Below are 15,682 nucleotides of genomic sequence, written 5' to 3'. Positions count from 1 at the left end.
TATTATTTAAACTCAAGCCTTAAAGGAGTGAATGCAGTGAAAGAACAAACTATTTCTAAAGCAACTATTGATAGATTACCACTATATTATAGAACTTTGAGATTGGCTCAAGATGATGGCATGGATATCATCTCATCAGATGAATTAGGCCGTCGATTAGAATTAACACCGGAGCAAATTAGAAAAGATTTAGCTTTATTTGGTCAGTTTGGTAAAAAGGGAGTTGGCTATTATGTCAATGAACTTAAATTTAATGTAGGCAAGATTTTAGGGCTTGATAATCATTGGAATATTGCAATCGTAGGGATTGGTCATTTAGGTGTGGCTTTGGCTAATTATCAAAATTTTATTGCTTTAGGTTTTAATCTAGTAGCATTATTTGATAATGACCCCAATATTATTGGAAAGACAGTAAATCATGTAAAAGTAAAAAGCATTGATGAATTGCAAAGTTGTGCTAAAAATCTGAAGATAGATATTGGGGTTATTGCAGTACCTGCTCAATTTGCACAACAGGTAGCTGATAAATTAGTTAAAGCAAATATAAAAGGAATATGGAACTTTGCTCCTGTAAAAATGAGAGTCCCTGAAGATGTGAAAATTGTTAATGAAGATTTATCTGTGGGACTTAGTAGATTGTCGTATTATATTACAGGAAAATAGCTTTCTTTTCCTATAGTAAAACTTGACGCTTTTCCCTAGTAGTGGTATGCTTTTGTTAGTGATATGCGTTATTATTTATTAAAAGATGGAGTGTTGATTTTTTATAATTTTTATTTATTTTTTATTGAAAAATTATAAATAAAAAAATTTATTTCATAAATGATACAATAATCTTTGATTATCGTATTAGACAATGATATAATGGAACACGACATAATAATGCAACAATATATTTTGGTAAGGAGGAGAATTTTTAATGATTGACATTTTAGATCGTGTGCGTAATAAAGCTTTGCATGCGAAAATTGTCAGTGCACAAGAAGCTGCTGAGTTAATTAAACCAGGCATGAATGTGGGAACTAGTGGATTTACACCATCTGGTTATCCTAAAGCTGTGCCTTTGGCTCTTGCTGAACGCATGAAAGAACACCCATTTAAAATTAATTTATATACAGGTGCTTCTGTAGGACCAGAACTTGATGGTGCACTTTGTGAAGTTAATGGTATCGATAAACGTATGCCATATCAAACTAACAAATTATTAAGAAATTTAATAAACTCTGGTGAAATCTCTTATAGCGATTTACATCTTAGTGAATCCGCTCAGTTATTACGTTATGGTTTCTATGGTAAACTAGATGTTGCTATCGTAGAAGCTTGTGCTATTACAGAAGAAGGTAACATTATCCCAACAACATCTATGGGTAATACAGCTTCTTTCGTTCAACAAGCAGATATGGTTATAGTAGAAGTTAATACTAGCCAACCATTAGAACTCGAAGGTATGCATGACGTTTATGTGCCTCTTGATCCACCACATCGTCTTCCAATTCCTATTGTTAAGGCTAACGACCGTATTGGTACACCTTACATACCTTGCACTCCAGATAAAATTAAATGCATTGTTCCTTGTGATATTACAGATAAAACTCGTCCATTTGGCGAAATTAGTGAAGCTGATCACAAAATGTCTGAATATATCATTGAACTTCTTCAAGATGAAGTTAAAAAAGGTCATATGCCTAAAAATCTCTTACCATTACAATCTGGTGTAGGTAATGTAGCAAATGCAGTAATCAGCGGTTTCGTTGATTCTGATTTAAAAGACTTATCTGTATATACAGAAGTTATCCAAGATGGTATGTTTGACTTAATTGATGCTGGTAAATTAAACTTTGCATCTGGTACAGCATTATCTCCATCTCCAGACGGATTAAAACGTTTCTATGAAAATATCAAAGAATATAGAAAACATCTTTTACTTCGTCCACAGGAAATTTCCAATAGCCCAGAAGTTGTAAGAAGAATTGGTGTTATTGCTATGAATACTGCTATTGAATGCGATATTTATGGTAATGTAAACTCCACTCATATCATGGGTACAAAAATGATGAATGGTATTGGTGGTTCTGGTGACTTCGCTAGAAACGCTTACCTCACTTGCTTCTTTACAGCATCTACTGCTAAAAACGGTCTTATCTCTTCTATCGTTCCTATGTGCTCTCATGTTGACCATACAGAACATGATGTAGATATCATCGTTACAGAACAAGGTTTAGCTGACTTAAGAGGTCTTGCTCCACGCGAAAGAGCTCGTGAAGTTATTAACAAATGTGCTCATCCAGATTATAAACCTATGTTAATGGATTATTTGGAAAGAGCAGAAGCTGCAACAAAACATGCACAAACTCCACATATTATTAAAGAAGCTTTGTCCTGGCATGAAAAATTCATGGAAACAGGTTCAATGAAATAATAACCTTTTTAGGGAGGAATTTAAAATTATGAGCAATGAAAAAGAAAAAATCCAAGCTGGCTTAGCTGAATATAACGCTAGTGTAGAAAAAACAGTTGCAAGATTCCCAGAACGTGGACATCTTCCAGAACAACGTTTATATACTCCACTTGACATTGAAGGTACTGACTACACAGAAGAAATTGGTTTCCCTGGTATGTATCCTTATACTCGTGGTGTTCAGCCTACTATGTATCGTGGTCGTTTCTGGACAATGCGTATGTATGCAGGTTTCTCCACTGCTGAAGAATCCAACAAACGTTATCGTTATTTAATTGAATCCGGTGCTACAGGTCTTTCTTGTGCATTTGACCTTCCAACTCAGATTGGTTATGACTCTACTGATGACATCTCCGAAGGTGAAGTTGGTAAAGTTGGTGTTGCTATCGACTCCTTAGCAGATATGGAAATCCTCTTCGATCAGATCGATCTTGGTAAAGTTTCCACTTCTATGACTATCAATGCTCCTGCATCCGTACTTTTAGCTATGTACATTGCAGTTGCTGAAAAACAGGGTGTACCTGCTGATCAATTAAAAGGTACAATCCAGAACGATATTCTTAAAGAATATGCTGCTCGTGGAACATATATCTTCCCACCACGTCCATCTATGCGTCTTATCACTAACATCTTTGAATATTGCTCTAAATATGTACCAAAATGGAACACAATCTCCATTTCCGGTTACCATATTCGTGAAGCTGGTTCTACTGCTTCTCAGGAAATCGCATTTACTATTGCTGATGGTATTGCTTACGTTGAAGCAGCTATTAAAGCTGGTCTTGACGTTGATGCTTTCGCAGGTCGTCTCTCCTTCTTCTGGAATGCTCATAACAACGTACTTGAAGAAGTTGCAAAATTCCGTGCTTCCCGTCGTATCTGGGCTAAAGTTATGAAAGAAAGATTTGGCGCTAAAAAAGCTAAATCCATGATGCTTCGTGTTCATACACAAACAGCTGGTTCCATGCTTACAGCTCAACAGCCTAACAACAACATTATCCGTGTTGCTTTACAGACTGCAGCTGCTGTTATGGGTGGTACTCAGTCCCTTCATACAAACTCCCGTGATGAAGCACTTGCTCTTCCTACAGAAGAATCCGTAATGATCGCTTTACGTACTCAACAGATTGTTGCATATGAAAGTGGTTTAGCTGATGTTGTAGATCCACTTGCTGGTTCTTACTATGTTGAAGCTATGACTAACAGAATCGAAAAAGAAGCTTGGGATTACATCAAAAAAATCGACGAAATTGGCGGCGCAGTATCTGCAATTGAAAAAGGCTATATCCAGAAAGAAATTCAGGATAGTGCTTACAAATGGCAAATGGATGTTGAATCCGGTGCTAGAACAATTGTCGGCGTAAACAAATTCCAGATCGAAGAAAAACCAGTTGAAGGTCTTCTTAAAGTTGACGCTTCCGTTGGTGAAAAACAGAAAGCTAAAGTTGAAGCTATGAAAGCTAAACGTGACAACGCTGCTGTAGAAGCTGCTCTTGCTGACTTAGAAGCTGCTTGTAAAGATGAAAACGAAAATCTTATGCCTCATATCCTCGCTGCCGTTAAAACTTATGCAACTCTCGGAGAAATCTGTGGCGTAATGCGTAAAGTATTCGGCGAATATGAAGCACATGTAAATCTTTAATAAGTGAAGATATTTGGAGGTAAATATAATGATTAGAGTATTAGTAGCAAAACCAGGTTTAGATGGTCATGACCGCGGAGCAAAAGTTGTAGCACGTGCTCTTCGCGATGCAGGCTTTGAAGTAATTTATACAGGTCTTCGTCAGACTCCTGAACAGATTGCAGAAGCAGCTTTACAGGAAGACGTTAATGTAGTTGCTATGAGTATCCTTTCTGGTGCTCATCCACATCTTTTCCCTAAAGTTGTAAAACTTGTTAGAGAAAAAGGCATGAACGATGTATTAATCATCGGCGGTGGCGTTATTCCAGAAGGCGATATCCCAGCTCTTAAAGAAGCAGGTATTGCAGAAGTATTTACTCCTGGTACACCAACAACTGACGTTATTGAATTCATCAAAGCTCACGTAAAAGAAGCTTAATTTTTAACAGTTAACGTTATTAATTAAATAATATAAAGAAAATCATCTTGTCTTTCTTAGTCTCTATAAGGAGACAAGATGATTTTTAATATAAATGTATTTGTGGCTTCTGTGCATAAGGGACAGGAGCTGACATCAAAGGTGGTGCTTATATGGATATAGCTCAAGAATTGTTAAATGGAAACCGTTTAGCATTAACTCGTGCAATCACAGCAATTGAAAATGAAACAGCTGCTGCAGTAGAAATCATGAAAAAACTGTATCCACATACTGGGCATGCCTTTGTCCTTGGTATTACTGGCCCACCAGGTGCAGGTAAATCCACTCTTACCGATAGACTCGCAAGAGCTTATCGCAATCAGGGAAAAACAGTTGGTATTATAGCTATTGACCCAACTAGTCCATTCACAGGCGGAGCTATCTTAGGTGACCGTATAAGAATGAACAGCTTAACCCTCGATGAAGGTGTCTTTATCCGTAGTATGGGGACAAGAGGTAGCTTAGGCGGCTTATCTCATAAAACAGCTGATGCAATAAAAGCTATGGATGCTTTTGGCAAAGATGTAATTATTGTAGAAACTGTAGGGGTAGGACAATCTGAGGTTGATATCGTTAAAGCGGCTGATACTACTATGGTTGTAATGGTACCAGGCCTTGGTGATGATATCCAAGCTATAAAAGCAGGAATATTGGAAATTGGTGATATCTTCACTATCAATAAAGCAGATCTTGATGGTGCAGATAAATTATATACAGAGCTTAATATGATGCTAGACCTTGATGGAGAAACACCAGATTGGCGTCCTCCAGTTAAAAAAGTCATGGCTAGTAGAGGCGAAGGTATTAATGAATTAGTAGATACAATTACTGAACATCAAAATTATTTAGTAGAGAGTGGAACATTAGCTATTAGACGTCATAAACGTGCTAAAAATGAGTTATTGGACCGCTTGAGTGCATCTATTGGTTCTTATATAACAAAACATATTGTAGAAACTGGCGAATTAGATGCTTACGTAAAAGATATTGAAACTCGTCAGAATGACCCATATACAGTAGTTAATACTATTATGGATAATATGTTAAAAAAATAATTTAGATATAATATTTATATCAGGAGGGTTTTATCAATGAAAATCAACAGAGTTGACCATATCGGTATTGCTGTACCAAATCTTCAAGAAGCAAAAAAATTCTATGAAGAAGTTTTAGGTATTAAAATCACTAAAGAAGATGAAGTTATCGAAGATCAGAAAGTAAAAGTAAGCTTCGTTCCATGCGGTGAAGTTGAACTCGAACTTTTAGAATCCACAACTGAAGATGGCCCAATTGCAAAATATCTTGCAAAAAATGGTGGCCGTTCTGGTATTCAGCACGTTGCATTAAATGTTGATAACATTGAAGAAGCTATCGCTGAAATGAAAGAAAAAGGCGTTCGTATGATTGATGAACAACCTCGTTACGGCGCTGGCAATTCCAGCATTGCATTCGTTCATCCAAAAGCTAGCGGTATCTTAGTTGAACTTGCTCAGCGTTTAGATGAAACAAAATAATCTATATTAAATTTTTTAATAGATATAGATTTTATTAAGGAGGTATAACTTTGGCTACAGTTCAAGAACGAATTGACCTCATGAATGCCAAAAAGGAACATATTTTACAAGCAGGCGGTCCTAAACGTGTTGCAAAACAACATGCTAAAGGTAAAATGACTGCTCGTGAACGTATTGAAAAACTTTTTGATGAAGGTACATTTGTAGAATTAGATCAGTTTGTAAAACATCGTTGCACTAACTTTGGTCAGGAAAAGAAAGATTTACCTGCTGAAGGTGTAATTACAGGTTATGGTACAGTTGATGGACGTTTAGTATATGCTTACGCTCAAGACTTCACTGTTGAAGGTGGTTCTCTTGGTGAAATGCATGCTAAAAAAATATGGAAAGTACAAGAAATGTCCTTGAAAATGGGTGCTCCATGCGTTGGTATCAATGACTCTGGTGGGGCTCGTATTCAAGAAGCTGTTGACGCTCTTTCTGGTTACGGCGGAATTTTCCAGAGAAATACAGACGCTTCCGGTGTTGTTCCACAGATTTCTGTAATCATGGGACCATGCGCAGGTGGTGCAGTATATTCTCCAGCTCTTACTGACTTTATCTACATGGTAAAAAATACTAGCCAGATGTTTATCACTGGTCCTGCTGTTATCAAATCTGTTACTGCTGAAGAAGTAACAGCTGAACAGCTCGGTGGTGCTATGACTCATAACACTACTTCTGGTGTTGCTCATTTTGCTGCTGAAAATGAAGATGATTGTATCGAACAAATTCGTTACTTATTAAGCTTCTTACCAAGCAACAACATGGATGATGCTCCAGAAAGACCTACAAATGATGATCCATCCCGTATGGATGAAGAATTAAACACTGTAATTCCAGATAACGCTAACATGCCTTATGACATGAAAGATGTTATTCGTTCCTTAGTAGATGATGGTGAATTCTATGAAGTTCATCAGCATTATGCTACAAACATCATTACATGTTTTGCTCATTTTGATGGACGTTCCGTTGGTATCATTGCAAACCAACCAGCTGTAATGGCAGGTTGCCTTGATATTAATGCTTCTGATAAATCAGCACGTTTCATTCGTTTCTGTGACGCATTTAATATTCCTATCGTTAACCTCGTTGACGTTCCTGGATTCTTACCAGGTACAGATCAGGAATATGGCGGTATCATTCGTCATGGTGCAAAAATGCTTTATGCTTATTGCGAAGCAACAGTACCAAAAATTACACTTATCACTCGTAAAGCATATGGTGGTTCTTACCTTGCTATGTGCTCTCGTGAACTCGGTGCTGACCAAGTTATGGCTTGGCCTACAGCAGAAATTGCTGTTATGGGTCCTGCTGGTGCAGCAAACATCATCTTCAGAAAAGACCCTGATGTTGCAGCAAAAACAGCTGAATATGTAGCTGAATTCGCTACACCATACAAAGCTGCTGAACGTGGTTACATTGATATGGTAATTGAACCTAAAGAATCCCGCCCTCGTATTATCACTGCATTGAACATGCTTGCAAGCAAACGTGAAGCACGTCCTGCGAAAAAACATGGTAATGTTCCATTATAATAAGAGGAGAGAGTTTTAAGATGGCAAATAATAATGCTCCTATCAGTGAAGAAATAGTAGCTGCTATTACTGCTGCTGTAGAAATGATGGTTGGTCATAAAGTTATGGCTGTTCGTATTAAACGTAGCGATGCATGGGTTATGGCTGGCAGACGCGATGCTGTTTAATAAATCATCAATCAAATAAAAAAGATAATTCTTGGAGGAATACGTCGTGAAAAAATTTAACATCACTGTAAATGGTAACGCTTATGAAGTTGAAATTGAAGAAGTAAAAGCTGCTGCTCCAGTTGCTGCTGCACCAAAAGCTGCTCCAGCTGCTGCACCTGCACCAAAAGCTGCTCCAGCTGCCGCTGCTGCTGCACCTGCTGCTGGTGACAACACTGTTACTGCTCCAATGCCTGGTAAAATTGTAAAATTAGTAGCTTCCGTAGGTCAAGCTGTTAATGCTGGCGATGTTCTTTTAATTCTTGAAGCTATGAAAATGCAGAACGAAATCACAGCTCCAGATGCTGGTACAGTTAAATCTTTCGCAGTTAACGCTGGCGATAGCGTAAAACCTGGTCAGACTATGGTTGTTATCGGTTAATTTTAATCGATAAATTACAAAGAAAGGGCCCATTAGTTAAGCTAATGGGTTCTTTTTGTATTTGTATATAATCTTTATATTTATAAATGGAGAGATTATTATGGATATTGATAAAGTTTATAATCTGTTTTTTAGTCCAACAGATACAACAAAATTCGTATTACAGTTTTTGAGTGAGCAAATAAGCCCTAATTATAAAAATATAAATTTAACATCAAGAAATACAAATCTAGATGATGTATCTTTAGCTGAAAATGATTTAGTATTTTTAGGTGTTCCTTCATATGCAGGTAGAGTGCCTATTACTTTTAAAGAACGTTTTAGCAAAATTAAAGGTAATAATGCATTAGCTATAATAGTTGTAACCTTTGGAAATAGAGCACAAGAAGATACTTTAATAGAATTATTTGATATGGCTAAAGAACAAGGCTTTAGAATTTTAGCAGGTTCAGCAGTTGTAACAGAGCATTCAATAATTCATGACTTTGGCAAGGGTAGACCAGATAGAAAAGATAAAGCTGAATTGATAAGTTTTATGCAAAAGGTAAAAAATAAACTTCAAGAAGATATTTTATTAGTAGATGAAATACCAGGAAATAGACCGTATAAAGAAGTAAAACTAGCACCAATGGCGCCAGATTTTGTAAAAGAAAATTGTGTAGCTTGTGGTAAATGTGCAAGTGAATGTCCTACAGGTGCTATTGATAGTAAAACTTATAAATGTAATAGTGAAAAATGTATTTCTTGCTTACGTTGTGTAAAAGTTTGTCCGATAAACTGCCGTTTTGTGGATAATAGAGTATTGGAAAATTTACGTGTTCATTTGACTCCATTGTGTAGTGAACGTAAAGACAATCAATTTTATTTATAAAAAAAATACTCTAGAGCAATATAAGCTCTAGAGTATTTTTACATTAAAATTGATTAGTGTCAGTGAATACATCGTCCCAGAATGTATAAAGAAAAACTACAACGATTAGAAATAATAAAAATAAATCACCCATGATAAAATCTCCAATATAAAATATATTAAATTTTAATTATTATATTTGAGGATAAAGTAGCGTAAAGGCTTATAAATATTATATAAAATGGCAGCTTTTATCGGTAATAGAAGAACTGATTTTACGATACGCATGATATAAAAAGAAGTAGCAGCATCTTTATACATTAAAGTAAGCCAGATATTGTTGAGAATACAGTCAACAAATAAGAAAATAGTCAAATTCATAAGCAATAATTTTTTTAAAGTAATAGTTTTTTTATAAAGAAATTTGCTATAAATAAAACTAGAGGCAATAGCACTTATAGTAAATCCAGGAAAATATAAACCTGGCATAAAAAGGTTGCTACCGATAATATCTGCAAGAGCTGACATAATAATAGTTTTTGCCGTGCCAAAACGCATGGCATATAAACAAATTGGAATAAAAGCAAAATCTACGCGAATGAAAGTGGTTTGAATGGCAAAAACATAAGTAAATAAAATTGTTAAAGCCATGAAAATACCACCATAAACGATAGATGATAATGATGAGTTGTTGTACATGAGATTAAACCTCCTTGATATTGCGTTGCCACATAGGAGGAATATTCCTTCATGTAGCAGCGGGATGCGATATTTGTACCGCAAGAAAAACTTTTCGTTCAAATAGCAACTCCCCGTCTATTTGACACTTAACGCACAAATATCTACTCTGCTGAATAGCACTATCAATTATAAAACTATAAAGAAGGCTTGTCTATATAAAAATTTCTAATGATTATAAGTAGATAAAGATGGTAGTATTTTTAGCTAGATAATAGATACTACGAATAAAATGTGATATTATGTAAACGATATAATATAATTTTTTGGAGCAAAGGAATAGTGATTCATAATGAAAAAATTTATCGTATTTTTGCTTTTAGGCGTGATGTTTGTATTTAATACAGTAGCATATGCACAAGCTGAAAATACAGCGCAAGATAAGATTGGTGGAGCTGATAAGGCAACGGATATACAGGTAAATAACAATGTAAATACTGTAAAACGTTGGATTTTGATAAATATACCAGCACGTTCATTGCGTTTATATGATAATGATAAATGTATAGAGATGTATCCTGTTGGCGTAGGTAAAATAGAAACTAAAACTCCAGTTGGTTTTTATAAAGTTGTAGAAAAAATTGTAAATCCTACATGGACAGATCCTGCTGATGTAAGCGTAGTTATTCCTTCCGGTGAAGATAATCCACTTGGTTATCGTTGGATTGGTATTGGTGGCAATTATGGTATACATGGGACAAATAGACCAGACTCTGTAGGTCATTATGTTTCTAATGGTTGTGTACGTATGGTTGAAGCCGATGTAGAAAAAGTATTTGACAAAGTTGAAGTTGGTACAGAAGTTCAAATTATGTACAACCGTCTAGTTATTGATAAAACTTTTGATGGTAGAGTAGCTTATTATATTTATCCAGATGGATATGATATGCAAAATTTAACAGTAGATTTTGTAAAACAAGGTCTAAAAGGTTATGGTATAGCTGATTTTATAACTGATGAAGCTGTGGCTAAATCTATAGAATTATCCAATGGTCAACCAAATTATGTAGCAGCACCTGTAAATATTATGTTTAATGGTAAAAAGCTTAATTATAAAGCAGTTAATTATAAAAATTTAATTTATGTACCAATAAAAGCTTTAGCTACTACATTAAATACGCCAATAACTATGGATAATAATTTAGTAAAAACACAAAAAGGTGAAGCTGATATCAGTCTTTATAGTAATGTAGCTTATATGCGTTTGACAGATATAGCAAATATTTTTGATTATGATTATAGCTTAAATAAAAATGTTACAGAAATAACTTTAAATAAAATTACTGCTGATAAAAATGTAGTAGATATCCCTGCTAATACTACAAATAAAGAAATTGTTGTTCCTAAAAAACAAACAGATGAAAAAATTAATTTAATGGAAAACGATAATAAAAATCTTGAACAAGATAATAATACACAATCCGATAAAAAAGCTGTAACAGATAAGAAAAACAAACAGGAAAAAGCAAATACAGATGTTAAAAAATAATGGAGGTCATTGTGGAACGAAGAGAAGATAATAAGAAAAGATTTATTATTATAGATGGTAGTAGTTTAATGTATAGAGCGTTTTTTGCTTTGCCATTACTTACTTCTTCAAGTGGTATATATACAAATGCTATCATGGGTTTTGCTAATATGTTGGGAAAAATCCTAACAGAATATAAGCCAGATAATATAGTTGTGGCTTTTGATAAAAGTCGTCAAACTTTTCGTACACAAATGTATGCAGAGTATAAGGGACAAAGAGAAAAAACTCCAGATGAATTAAAATCACAGATACCGTTACTACGTGAATTTTTGGAAGCTTTGGGTATTGCTTTTATTGAAAAAGATAATTATGAAGCAGATGATATCATCGGTACTTTGGCAACAAAAGCAGCTAGTCAAGATTATGAAGCCTTGATTGTAACAGGTGATAAAGATGCTTTGCAATTAATTCGTCCTAATTTAAAAGTTATGCTCACTAAACGCGGTATCATGGATATGCAGATTTTTGATGAAGAAGCATTTAAAGAAAAATATGCAGGTCTTGAACCGATAAAATTAATTGATATAAAAGCTTTGATGGGTGATAGCTCAGATAATATTCCGGGTGTGCCAGGAATAGGTGAGAAAACAGCTTTGAAATTATTATCACAATATCAAGATTTAGAAAATCTCTTGAATAATATCGATAATGTTTCAGGCAAAAAATTAAAAGAAAAATTACAGGAAAATCAAGAATTAGCGAGATTATCTTATAAATTGGCTACTATATGCTGTGAAGTAGATGTGGATTTTAAACCACAAGAGTTTGAATTGACTCCTAATTTGCAAAAACTAAATGATTTTTGTCAAAAATATGAGTTGAAAACAGTTTTGACTCGTATGAAAAAAGTCTTAGCTGATAAATTAGAAGTTGCAAGTCAAAATGATGATGCTGAATTAGCTTTGAATTTTGAAGCTACTATGCCAGTTTATGAGGAATTTACGCAAGATAAAATTGATGCTTTAATATCAAAGATAAAAGCTGAAAAATCTGTTTCCTTTATGGTTTTATTTGAAGGAAAAGTGCCGGATATATCCATTGATATGATGGCTATTTGTTGCAAAGATAGTCTTGGTATCATAAGAGCAAAAGAAGATATAGATAAACTCAGTGAAGTATTGCAAGATGAAACAATCACTAAATTTGTTTATGATGTAAAGATGCTTTACCATTTGAATTTGGATTTAAAAGGTAAGATTTATGATACTTTGCTTATGGCATATCTTCTAGAACCTGCTAAACGAAGCTATGAAATGAATGTATTGTGGCAAATGGCAGATATTGAAGAAGAAATTCCATGGGAAAATCTCAATGAAGAAGAAAAAATAATTTGCGGTGCAAGACATTTAGCTGATTTGAGTAATATTTTGGCGGATAAATTAGCTGATGAAAAAATGGTAAATCTTTATAAGCAAATAGAATTACCACTTGCTAAAATGCTTTGTGATATGGAAACTGTAGGTATTTATATTAATGAGCAAAAACTCGATGATATGAATGAACAGATGTATAAACAAATCACAGCTTTAGAGCAAGATATTTATGAATTGGCTGGAGAAATATTTAATATTAATTCACCAAAACAATTAGGCGATATTTTATTCAATAAATTGGGCTTGCCAGCTTTGAAAAAGACAAAGACAGGATATTCTACAAATGCGGAAGTGCTAGAAAATTTAATATATGCTCACCCTATTATCGCTAAGATTTTAGATTATCGCATGTTAAATAAATTAAAAACTACGTATTTAGATGGTTTGAAAGCATTAATCAATCCACAGACTAAGAGAATTCATACAAGTTTCAATCAGACTGTAACAGAAACAGGAAGACTCAGCAGTTCTGAGCCGAATTTGCAAAATATTCCTGTACGCACAGCGGAAGGTAAAAAAATTCGCAGTTTATTTGAGCCTGGCGAAGGTTATGATTATATTTTATCTGCCGACTATTCCCAGATTGAGCTTAGAATAATGGCTCATATGTCAGAGGATAAGCATTTCATAGATGCTTTTTGCCATAATCAAGATATTCATACAGCGACAGCAGCTCAGGTATTTAAAGTGCCTATAGATGAAGTTACTTCAGAACTTAGAGGTAAGGCAAAGGCTGTAAATTTCGGTATTATCTATGGTATAAGTGCTTTTGGTTTGGCAAAAAATCTGCATATTTCGCCAAAAGAAGCTGGGGAATATATAGATAATTATTTACAAGAATGTAGTGGTGTGAAGAATTTCATGCATGAAATTGTAGAAAAAGCACATCAAGATGGCTTTGTTACGACTTTATTTGGTCGTCGTCGCTATTTGCCAGCGATTAAGAGCAGTAATTTTAATCAGCGTGCATTAGCAGAACGCATGGCTATGAATACACCAATTCAAGGAACAGCGGCTGATATCATAAAAATTGCGATGAACAGAGCTAGTGAAGCGATAAAAGAAGCTAATTTGAAAAGTAGAATTTTATTGCAAGTACACGATGAATTAGTGTTAGAAGTTGTAAAAGAAGAGATAGAAAAAGTATCAGAAATTTTGACAACAGCTATGCAAAATACAGCTAGTTTAAAAGTGCCACTTATCATTGATATTAATTATGGTAAAAACTGGGCAGAAGCAAAATAAAAAGTAAATTAATTATAAAAAGGTGGTGGTTTTGTGCCTGAAATGCCAGAAGTAGAAAATATTGTTGTAGGGATTAAAGATTTTATCGAAAATAAAAAAATCGTAGATGTAGAAATCATAAAAGGTGATGTAATAAAATCTCCTAGTAGCGATGAATATAAAAAGCTTTTGCAAGATAAAATTATCAAATCTTTAAAACGCAGAGGGAAATATATCATCATGTCCTTAGATGATGGCAGATTAAATATCATTCATTTGCGAATGACAGGAAAGCTATTATATAAACAGGAAAATGAGGATATAGATAAATATAGTTGTGTAATATATCATTTAGAAGATAAAACTAAATTGATATATGCAGATATTCGCAGATTAGGAACTTTGGATTTAATAACTACAGATGAAATCTCTCGCTTAAAAGGGCTATATACTTTAGGTGCAGAACCATTATCTTCAGATTTTACTATAGAGTATTTAAAAGATTGTCTAGATAAGAGTAAAACAAAGATAAAACCATTTTTATTAAATCAAAAAAATGTGGCAGGTTTGGGCAATATATATGTAGATGAAGCATTAGCCATCAGTAAAATTCATCCAGAACGTAAAGCAAATTCTTTAAGTGATGAAGAAATAGAAAAACTTCATCAAGCTATTAATTTGGTTATAAGTGAAGGTATAAGAGATGGCGGCACAAGTTTTCGCGATTATCGCAATGGTTTAGGTGAAAAAGGAAGTCATCAAGATAAATTATATGTATATAATCGCAAAGGCAAAGAATGTAGATTTTGCGATAATTTAATAACTAAAATCGTATTAAATGGCAGAGGTACTTATTTTTGCCCTAATTGTCAAAAATTAAATGATGATAAATAAATTTTAAATAAAAGCTAGAAAGGAGGATTTTTATGAAGATTATAGGTCTTACTGGTGGTATAGCTTGTGGAAAAAGTACGGTTAGTGCTTATTTAAAACAAAAAGGAGCTTTTATCATTGATGGTGATGCTATAGCTCGACAACTATCTGAGCCTAAAAAATCAATTTGGCAAGCGTATGTAAATCATTTCGGCGATAAAGTTTTAAATGCAGATAATACTTTAAATCGCAGACTCATTGGGCAGATTGTATTTACTGATGAAAAAGAAAAAACATGGATGAATACAACAATGCACCCATTGATTAGAGATGAAATTGTAAAACAAATAGATGAGTGTAGACAAAATGGTATAGAAGTAGTAATCTTAGATATACCTCTTTTATATGAAGCTAATTGGGATAAATTTGCAGATGAAGTTTGGGTTGTAAAAATCAGCAGACAGTTGCAAATAGAGCGCATTCAAAATCGTGATGGCTTAACTAAAGAAGAAGCAATAAGTAGAATAGATGCACAGATGTCTTTAGAAGAAAAAGCAAAACGTGCAGATGTGGTAATTGATAGTAGTAATGCTCCAGAAGTTACGTTACAATTAGTAGAAAAAATATGGAATGAGAGATTATTATAAAGGGTTGATAATTCATGTCTAGTTTGATTATTGTGAACCGTACACTTGTGATTTTAATCATGAGTTAGGCAAACAAAATAGTCAGCGTATATAGAAATATGTACGTAGAGATAGACAAAGATCTATCCAATACTGTTTGAATTGCTGGAAAACCCTAAAGATATCTGAACTACAACGTAAACATGAAATAAAGTTAAGCGTGAATGT

At 34.1% G+C, this 15,682-nt stretch carries 15 protein-coding genes and 1 riboswitch; of the genes, 14 read left to right on the top strand and 1 reads right to left on the bottom strand.

All coding sequences use genetic code 11. The features are described 5' to 3' along the window. Positions 1-36: 36 nt before the first annotated feature. The 10 genes from AC5LAX_RS11100 to AC5LAX_RS11055 all read left to right on the top strand — a co-directional run bounded on the left by AC5LAX_RS11100 (position 37) and on the right by AC5LAX_RS11055 (position 9,110). The gene (locus AC5LAX_RS11100; RefSeq protein WP_008539948.1) at positions 37-663 is read left to right on the top strand and encodes a redox-sensing transcriptional repressor Rex; all 627 of its coding nucleotides are present in this window, start codon (positions 37-39) and stop codon (positions 661-663) included. Between the two features lie 256 nt (positions 664-919). Next, positions 920-2,419 carry a succinyl-CoA:acetate CoA-transferase ScpC gene (scpC, locus tag AC5LAX_RS11095; protein ID WP_117585497.1) on the top strand — a complete coding sequence of 500 codons (1,500 nt, stop codon included), beginning with the start codon at positions 920-922 and terminating at the stop codon, positions 2,417-2,419. A 28-nt stretch (positions 2,420-2,447) separates the two neighbouring features. Further along, on the top strand, positions 2,448-4,100 hold the full coding sequence (locus AC5LAX_RS11090; RefSeq protein ID WP_008539952.1) for an acyl-CoA mutase large subunit family protein: 1,653 nt from the start codon (positions 2,448-2,450) through the stop codon (positions 4,098-4,100). Positions 4,101-4,128: 28 nt separating this feature from the next. Then, on the top strand, positions 4,129-4,518 hold the full coding sequence (locus AC5LAX_RS11085) for a cobalamin B12-binding domain-containing protein (protein WP_008539953.1): 390 nt from the start codon (positions 4,129-4,131) through the stop codon (positions 4,516-4,518). A gap of 152 nt (positions 4,519-4,670) precedes the next feature. Continuing rightward, on the top strand, positions 4,671-5,612 hold the full coding sequence (gene meaB / locus AC5LAX_RS11080; RefSeq protein ID WP_115152004.1) for a methylmalonyl Co-A mutase-associated GTPase MeaB: 942 nt from the start codon (positions 4,671-4,673) through the stop codon (positions 5,610-5,612). 36 nt (positions 5,613-5,648) lie between these two features. Next, positions 5,649-6,071, top strand: a complete 423-nt coding sequence (gene mce / locus AC5LAX_RS11075) for a methylmalonyl-CoA epimerase (RefSeq protein ID WP_018999831.1) — start codon at positions 5,649-5,651, stop codon at positions 6,069-6,071. A 50-nt stretch (positions 6,072-6,121) separates the two neighbouring features. Then, positions 6,122-7,651 carry a methylmalonyl-CoA decarboxylase subunit alpha gene (mmdA, locus tag AC5LAX_RS11070; RefSeq protein WP_008539956.1) on the top strand — a complete coding sequence of 510 codons (1,530 nt, stop codon included), beginning with the start codon at positions 6,122-6,124 and terminating at the stop codon, positions 7,649-7,651. A gap of 20 nt (positions 7,652-7,671) precedes the next feature. Then, positions 7,672-7,818 carry a hypothetical protein gene (locus AC5LAX_RS11065; protein WP_008539962.1) on the top strand — a complete coding sequence of 49 codons (147 nt, stop codon included), beginning with the start codon at positions 7,672-7,674 and terminating at the stop codon, positions 7,816-7,818. 46 nt (positions 7,819-7,864) lie between these two features. Next, on the top strand, positions 7,865-8,239 hold the full coding sequence (locus AC5LAX_RS11060; protein WP_288908993.1) for a biotin/lipoyl-containing protein: 375 nt from the start codon (positions 7,865-7,867) through the stop codon (positions 8,237-8,239). 100 nt (positions 8,240-8,339) lie between these two features. Next, entirely contained in the window at positions 8,340-9,110 is a 771-nt protein-coding gene (locus tag AC5LAX_RS11055; protein ID WP_288908992.1) for a 4Fe-4S binding protein, read from the top strand. Positions 9,111-9,275: 165 nt separating this feature from the next. Here the strand turns inward: AC5LAX_RS11055 and AC5LAX_RS11050 are convergent, their stop codons facing one another. Further along, complete coding sequence (locus AC5LAX_RS11050; RefSeq protein WP_288908991.1) at positions 9,276-9,788, bottom strand: folate family ECF transporter S component; 513 nt, start codon at positions 9,786-9,788, stop codon at positions 9,276-9,278. Positions 9,789-9,843: 55 nt separating this feature from the next. Beyond that, a riboswitch (THF riboswitch) is annotated at positions 9,844-9,941 on the bottom strand. 178 nt (positions 9,942-10,119) lie between these two features. On the opposite strand from AC5LAX_RS11050, the gene AC5LAX_RS11045 reads away from it, so the two are divergent. From AC5LAX_RS11045 to coaE, 4 genes are read left to right on the top strand one after another with little or no spacing between them, the layout of a single operon-like run. Continuing rightward, positions 10,120-11,316 (top strand): L,D-transpeptidase, encoded by a 1,197-nt coding sequence (locus AC5LAX_RS11045; RefSeq protein ID WP_288908990.1) that lies wholly within the window; start codon positions 10,120-10,122, stop codon positions 11,314-11,316. An 11-nt stretch (positions 11,317-11,327) separates the two neighbouring features. Continuing rightward, positions 11,328-13,976, top strand: coding sequence for a DNA polymerase I (gene polA, locus AC5LAX_RS11040; protein WP_117976432.1), 2,649 nt, complete (start codon positions 11,328-11,330; stop codon positions 13,974-13,976). 42 nt (positions 13,977-14,018) lie between these two features. Next, on the top strand, positions 14,019-14,849 hold the full coding sequence (mutM, locus tag AC5LAX_RS11035; protein WP_288909001.1) for a DNA-formamidopyrimidine glycosylase: 831 nt from the start codon (positions 14,019-14,021) through the stop codon (positions 14,847-14,849). A gap of 32 nt (positions 14,850-14,881) precedes the next feature. After that, a complete protein-coding gene (gene coaE, locus AC5LAX_RS11030; RefSeq protein ID WP_075554722.1) occupies positions 14,882-15,475 on the top strand; it encodes a dephospho-CoA kinase in 594 nt (197 codons plus the stop codon). Positions 15,476-15,682 lie beyond the last annotated feature (207 nt).

This window comes from Megamonas sp. (assembly GCF_986095205.1).
This window is presented reverse-complemented; position numbering and strand designations above follow the sequence as displayed.

Coding starts and splice junctions, on each gene's coding strand:
- mutM (WP_288909001.1), top strand. CDS start 14,019: ATGCCAGAAGTAGAAAATATTGTTGTAGGGATTAAAGATTTTATCGAA.
- AC5LAX_RS11090 (WP_008539952.1), top strand. CDS start 2,448: ATGAGCAATGAAAAAGAAAAAATCCAAGCTGGCTTAGCTGAATATAAC.
- AC5LAX_RS11045 (WP_288908990.1), top strand. CDS start 10,120: ATGAAAAAATTTATCGTATTTTTGCTTTTAGGCGTGATGTTTGTATTT.
- scpC (WP_117585497.1), top strand. CDS start 920: ATGATTGACATTTTAGATCGTGTGCGTAATAAAGCTTTGCATGCGAAA.
- AC5LAX_RS11085 (WP_008539953.1), top strand. CDS start 4,129: ATGATTAGAGTATTAGTAGCAAAACCAGGTTTAGATGGTCATGACCGC.
- meaB (WP_115152004.1), top strand. CDS start 4,671: ATGGATATAGCTCAAGAATTGTTAAATGGAAACCGTTTAGCATTAACT.
- mce (WP_018999831.1), top strand. CDS start 5,649: ATGAAAATCAACAGAGTTGACCATATCGGTATTGCTGTACCAAATCTT.
- AC5LAX_RS11050 (WP_288908991.1), bottom strand. CDS start 9,788: ATGTACAACAACTCATCATTATCATCTATCGTTTATGGTGGTATTTTC.
- AC5LAX_RS11065 (WP_008539962.1), top strand. CDS start 7,672: ATGGCAAATAATAATGCTCCTATCAGTGAAGAAATAGTAGCTGCTATT.
- AC5LAX_RS11055 (WP_288908992.1), top strand. CDS start 8,340: ATGGATATTGATAAAGTTTATAATCTGTTTTTTAGTCCAACAGATACA.
- coaE (WP_075554722.1), top strand. CDS start 14,882: ATGAAGATTATAGGTCTTACTGGTGGTATAGCTTGTGGAAAAAGTACG.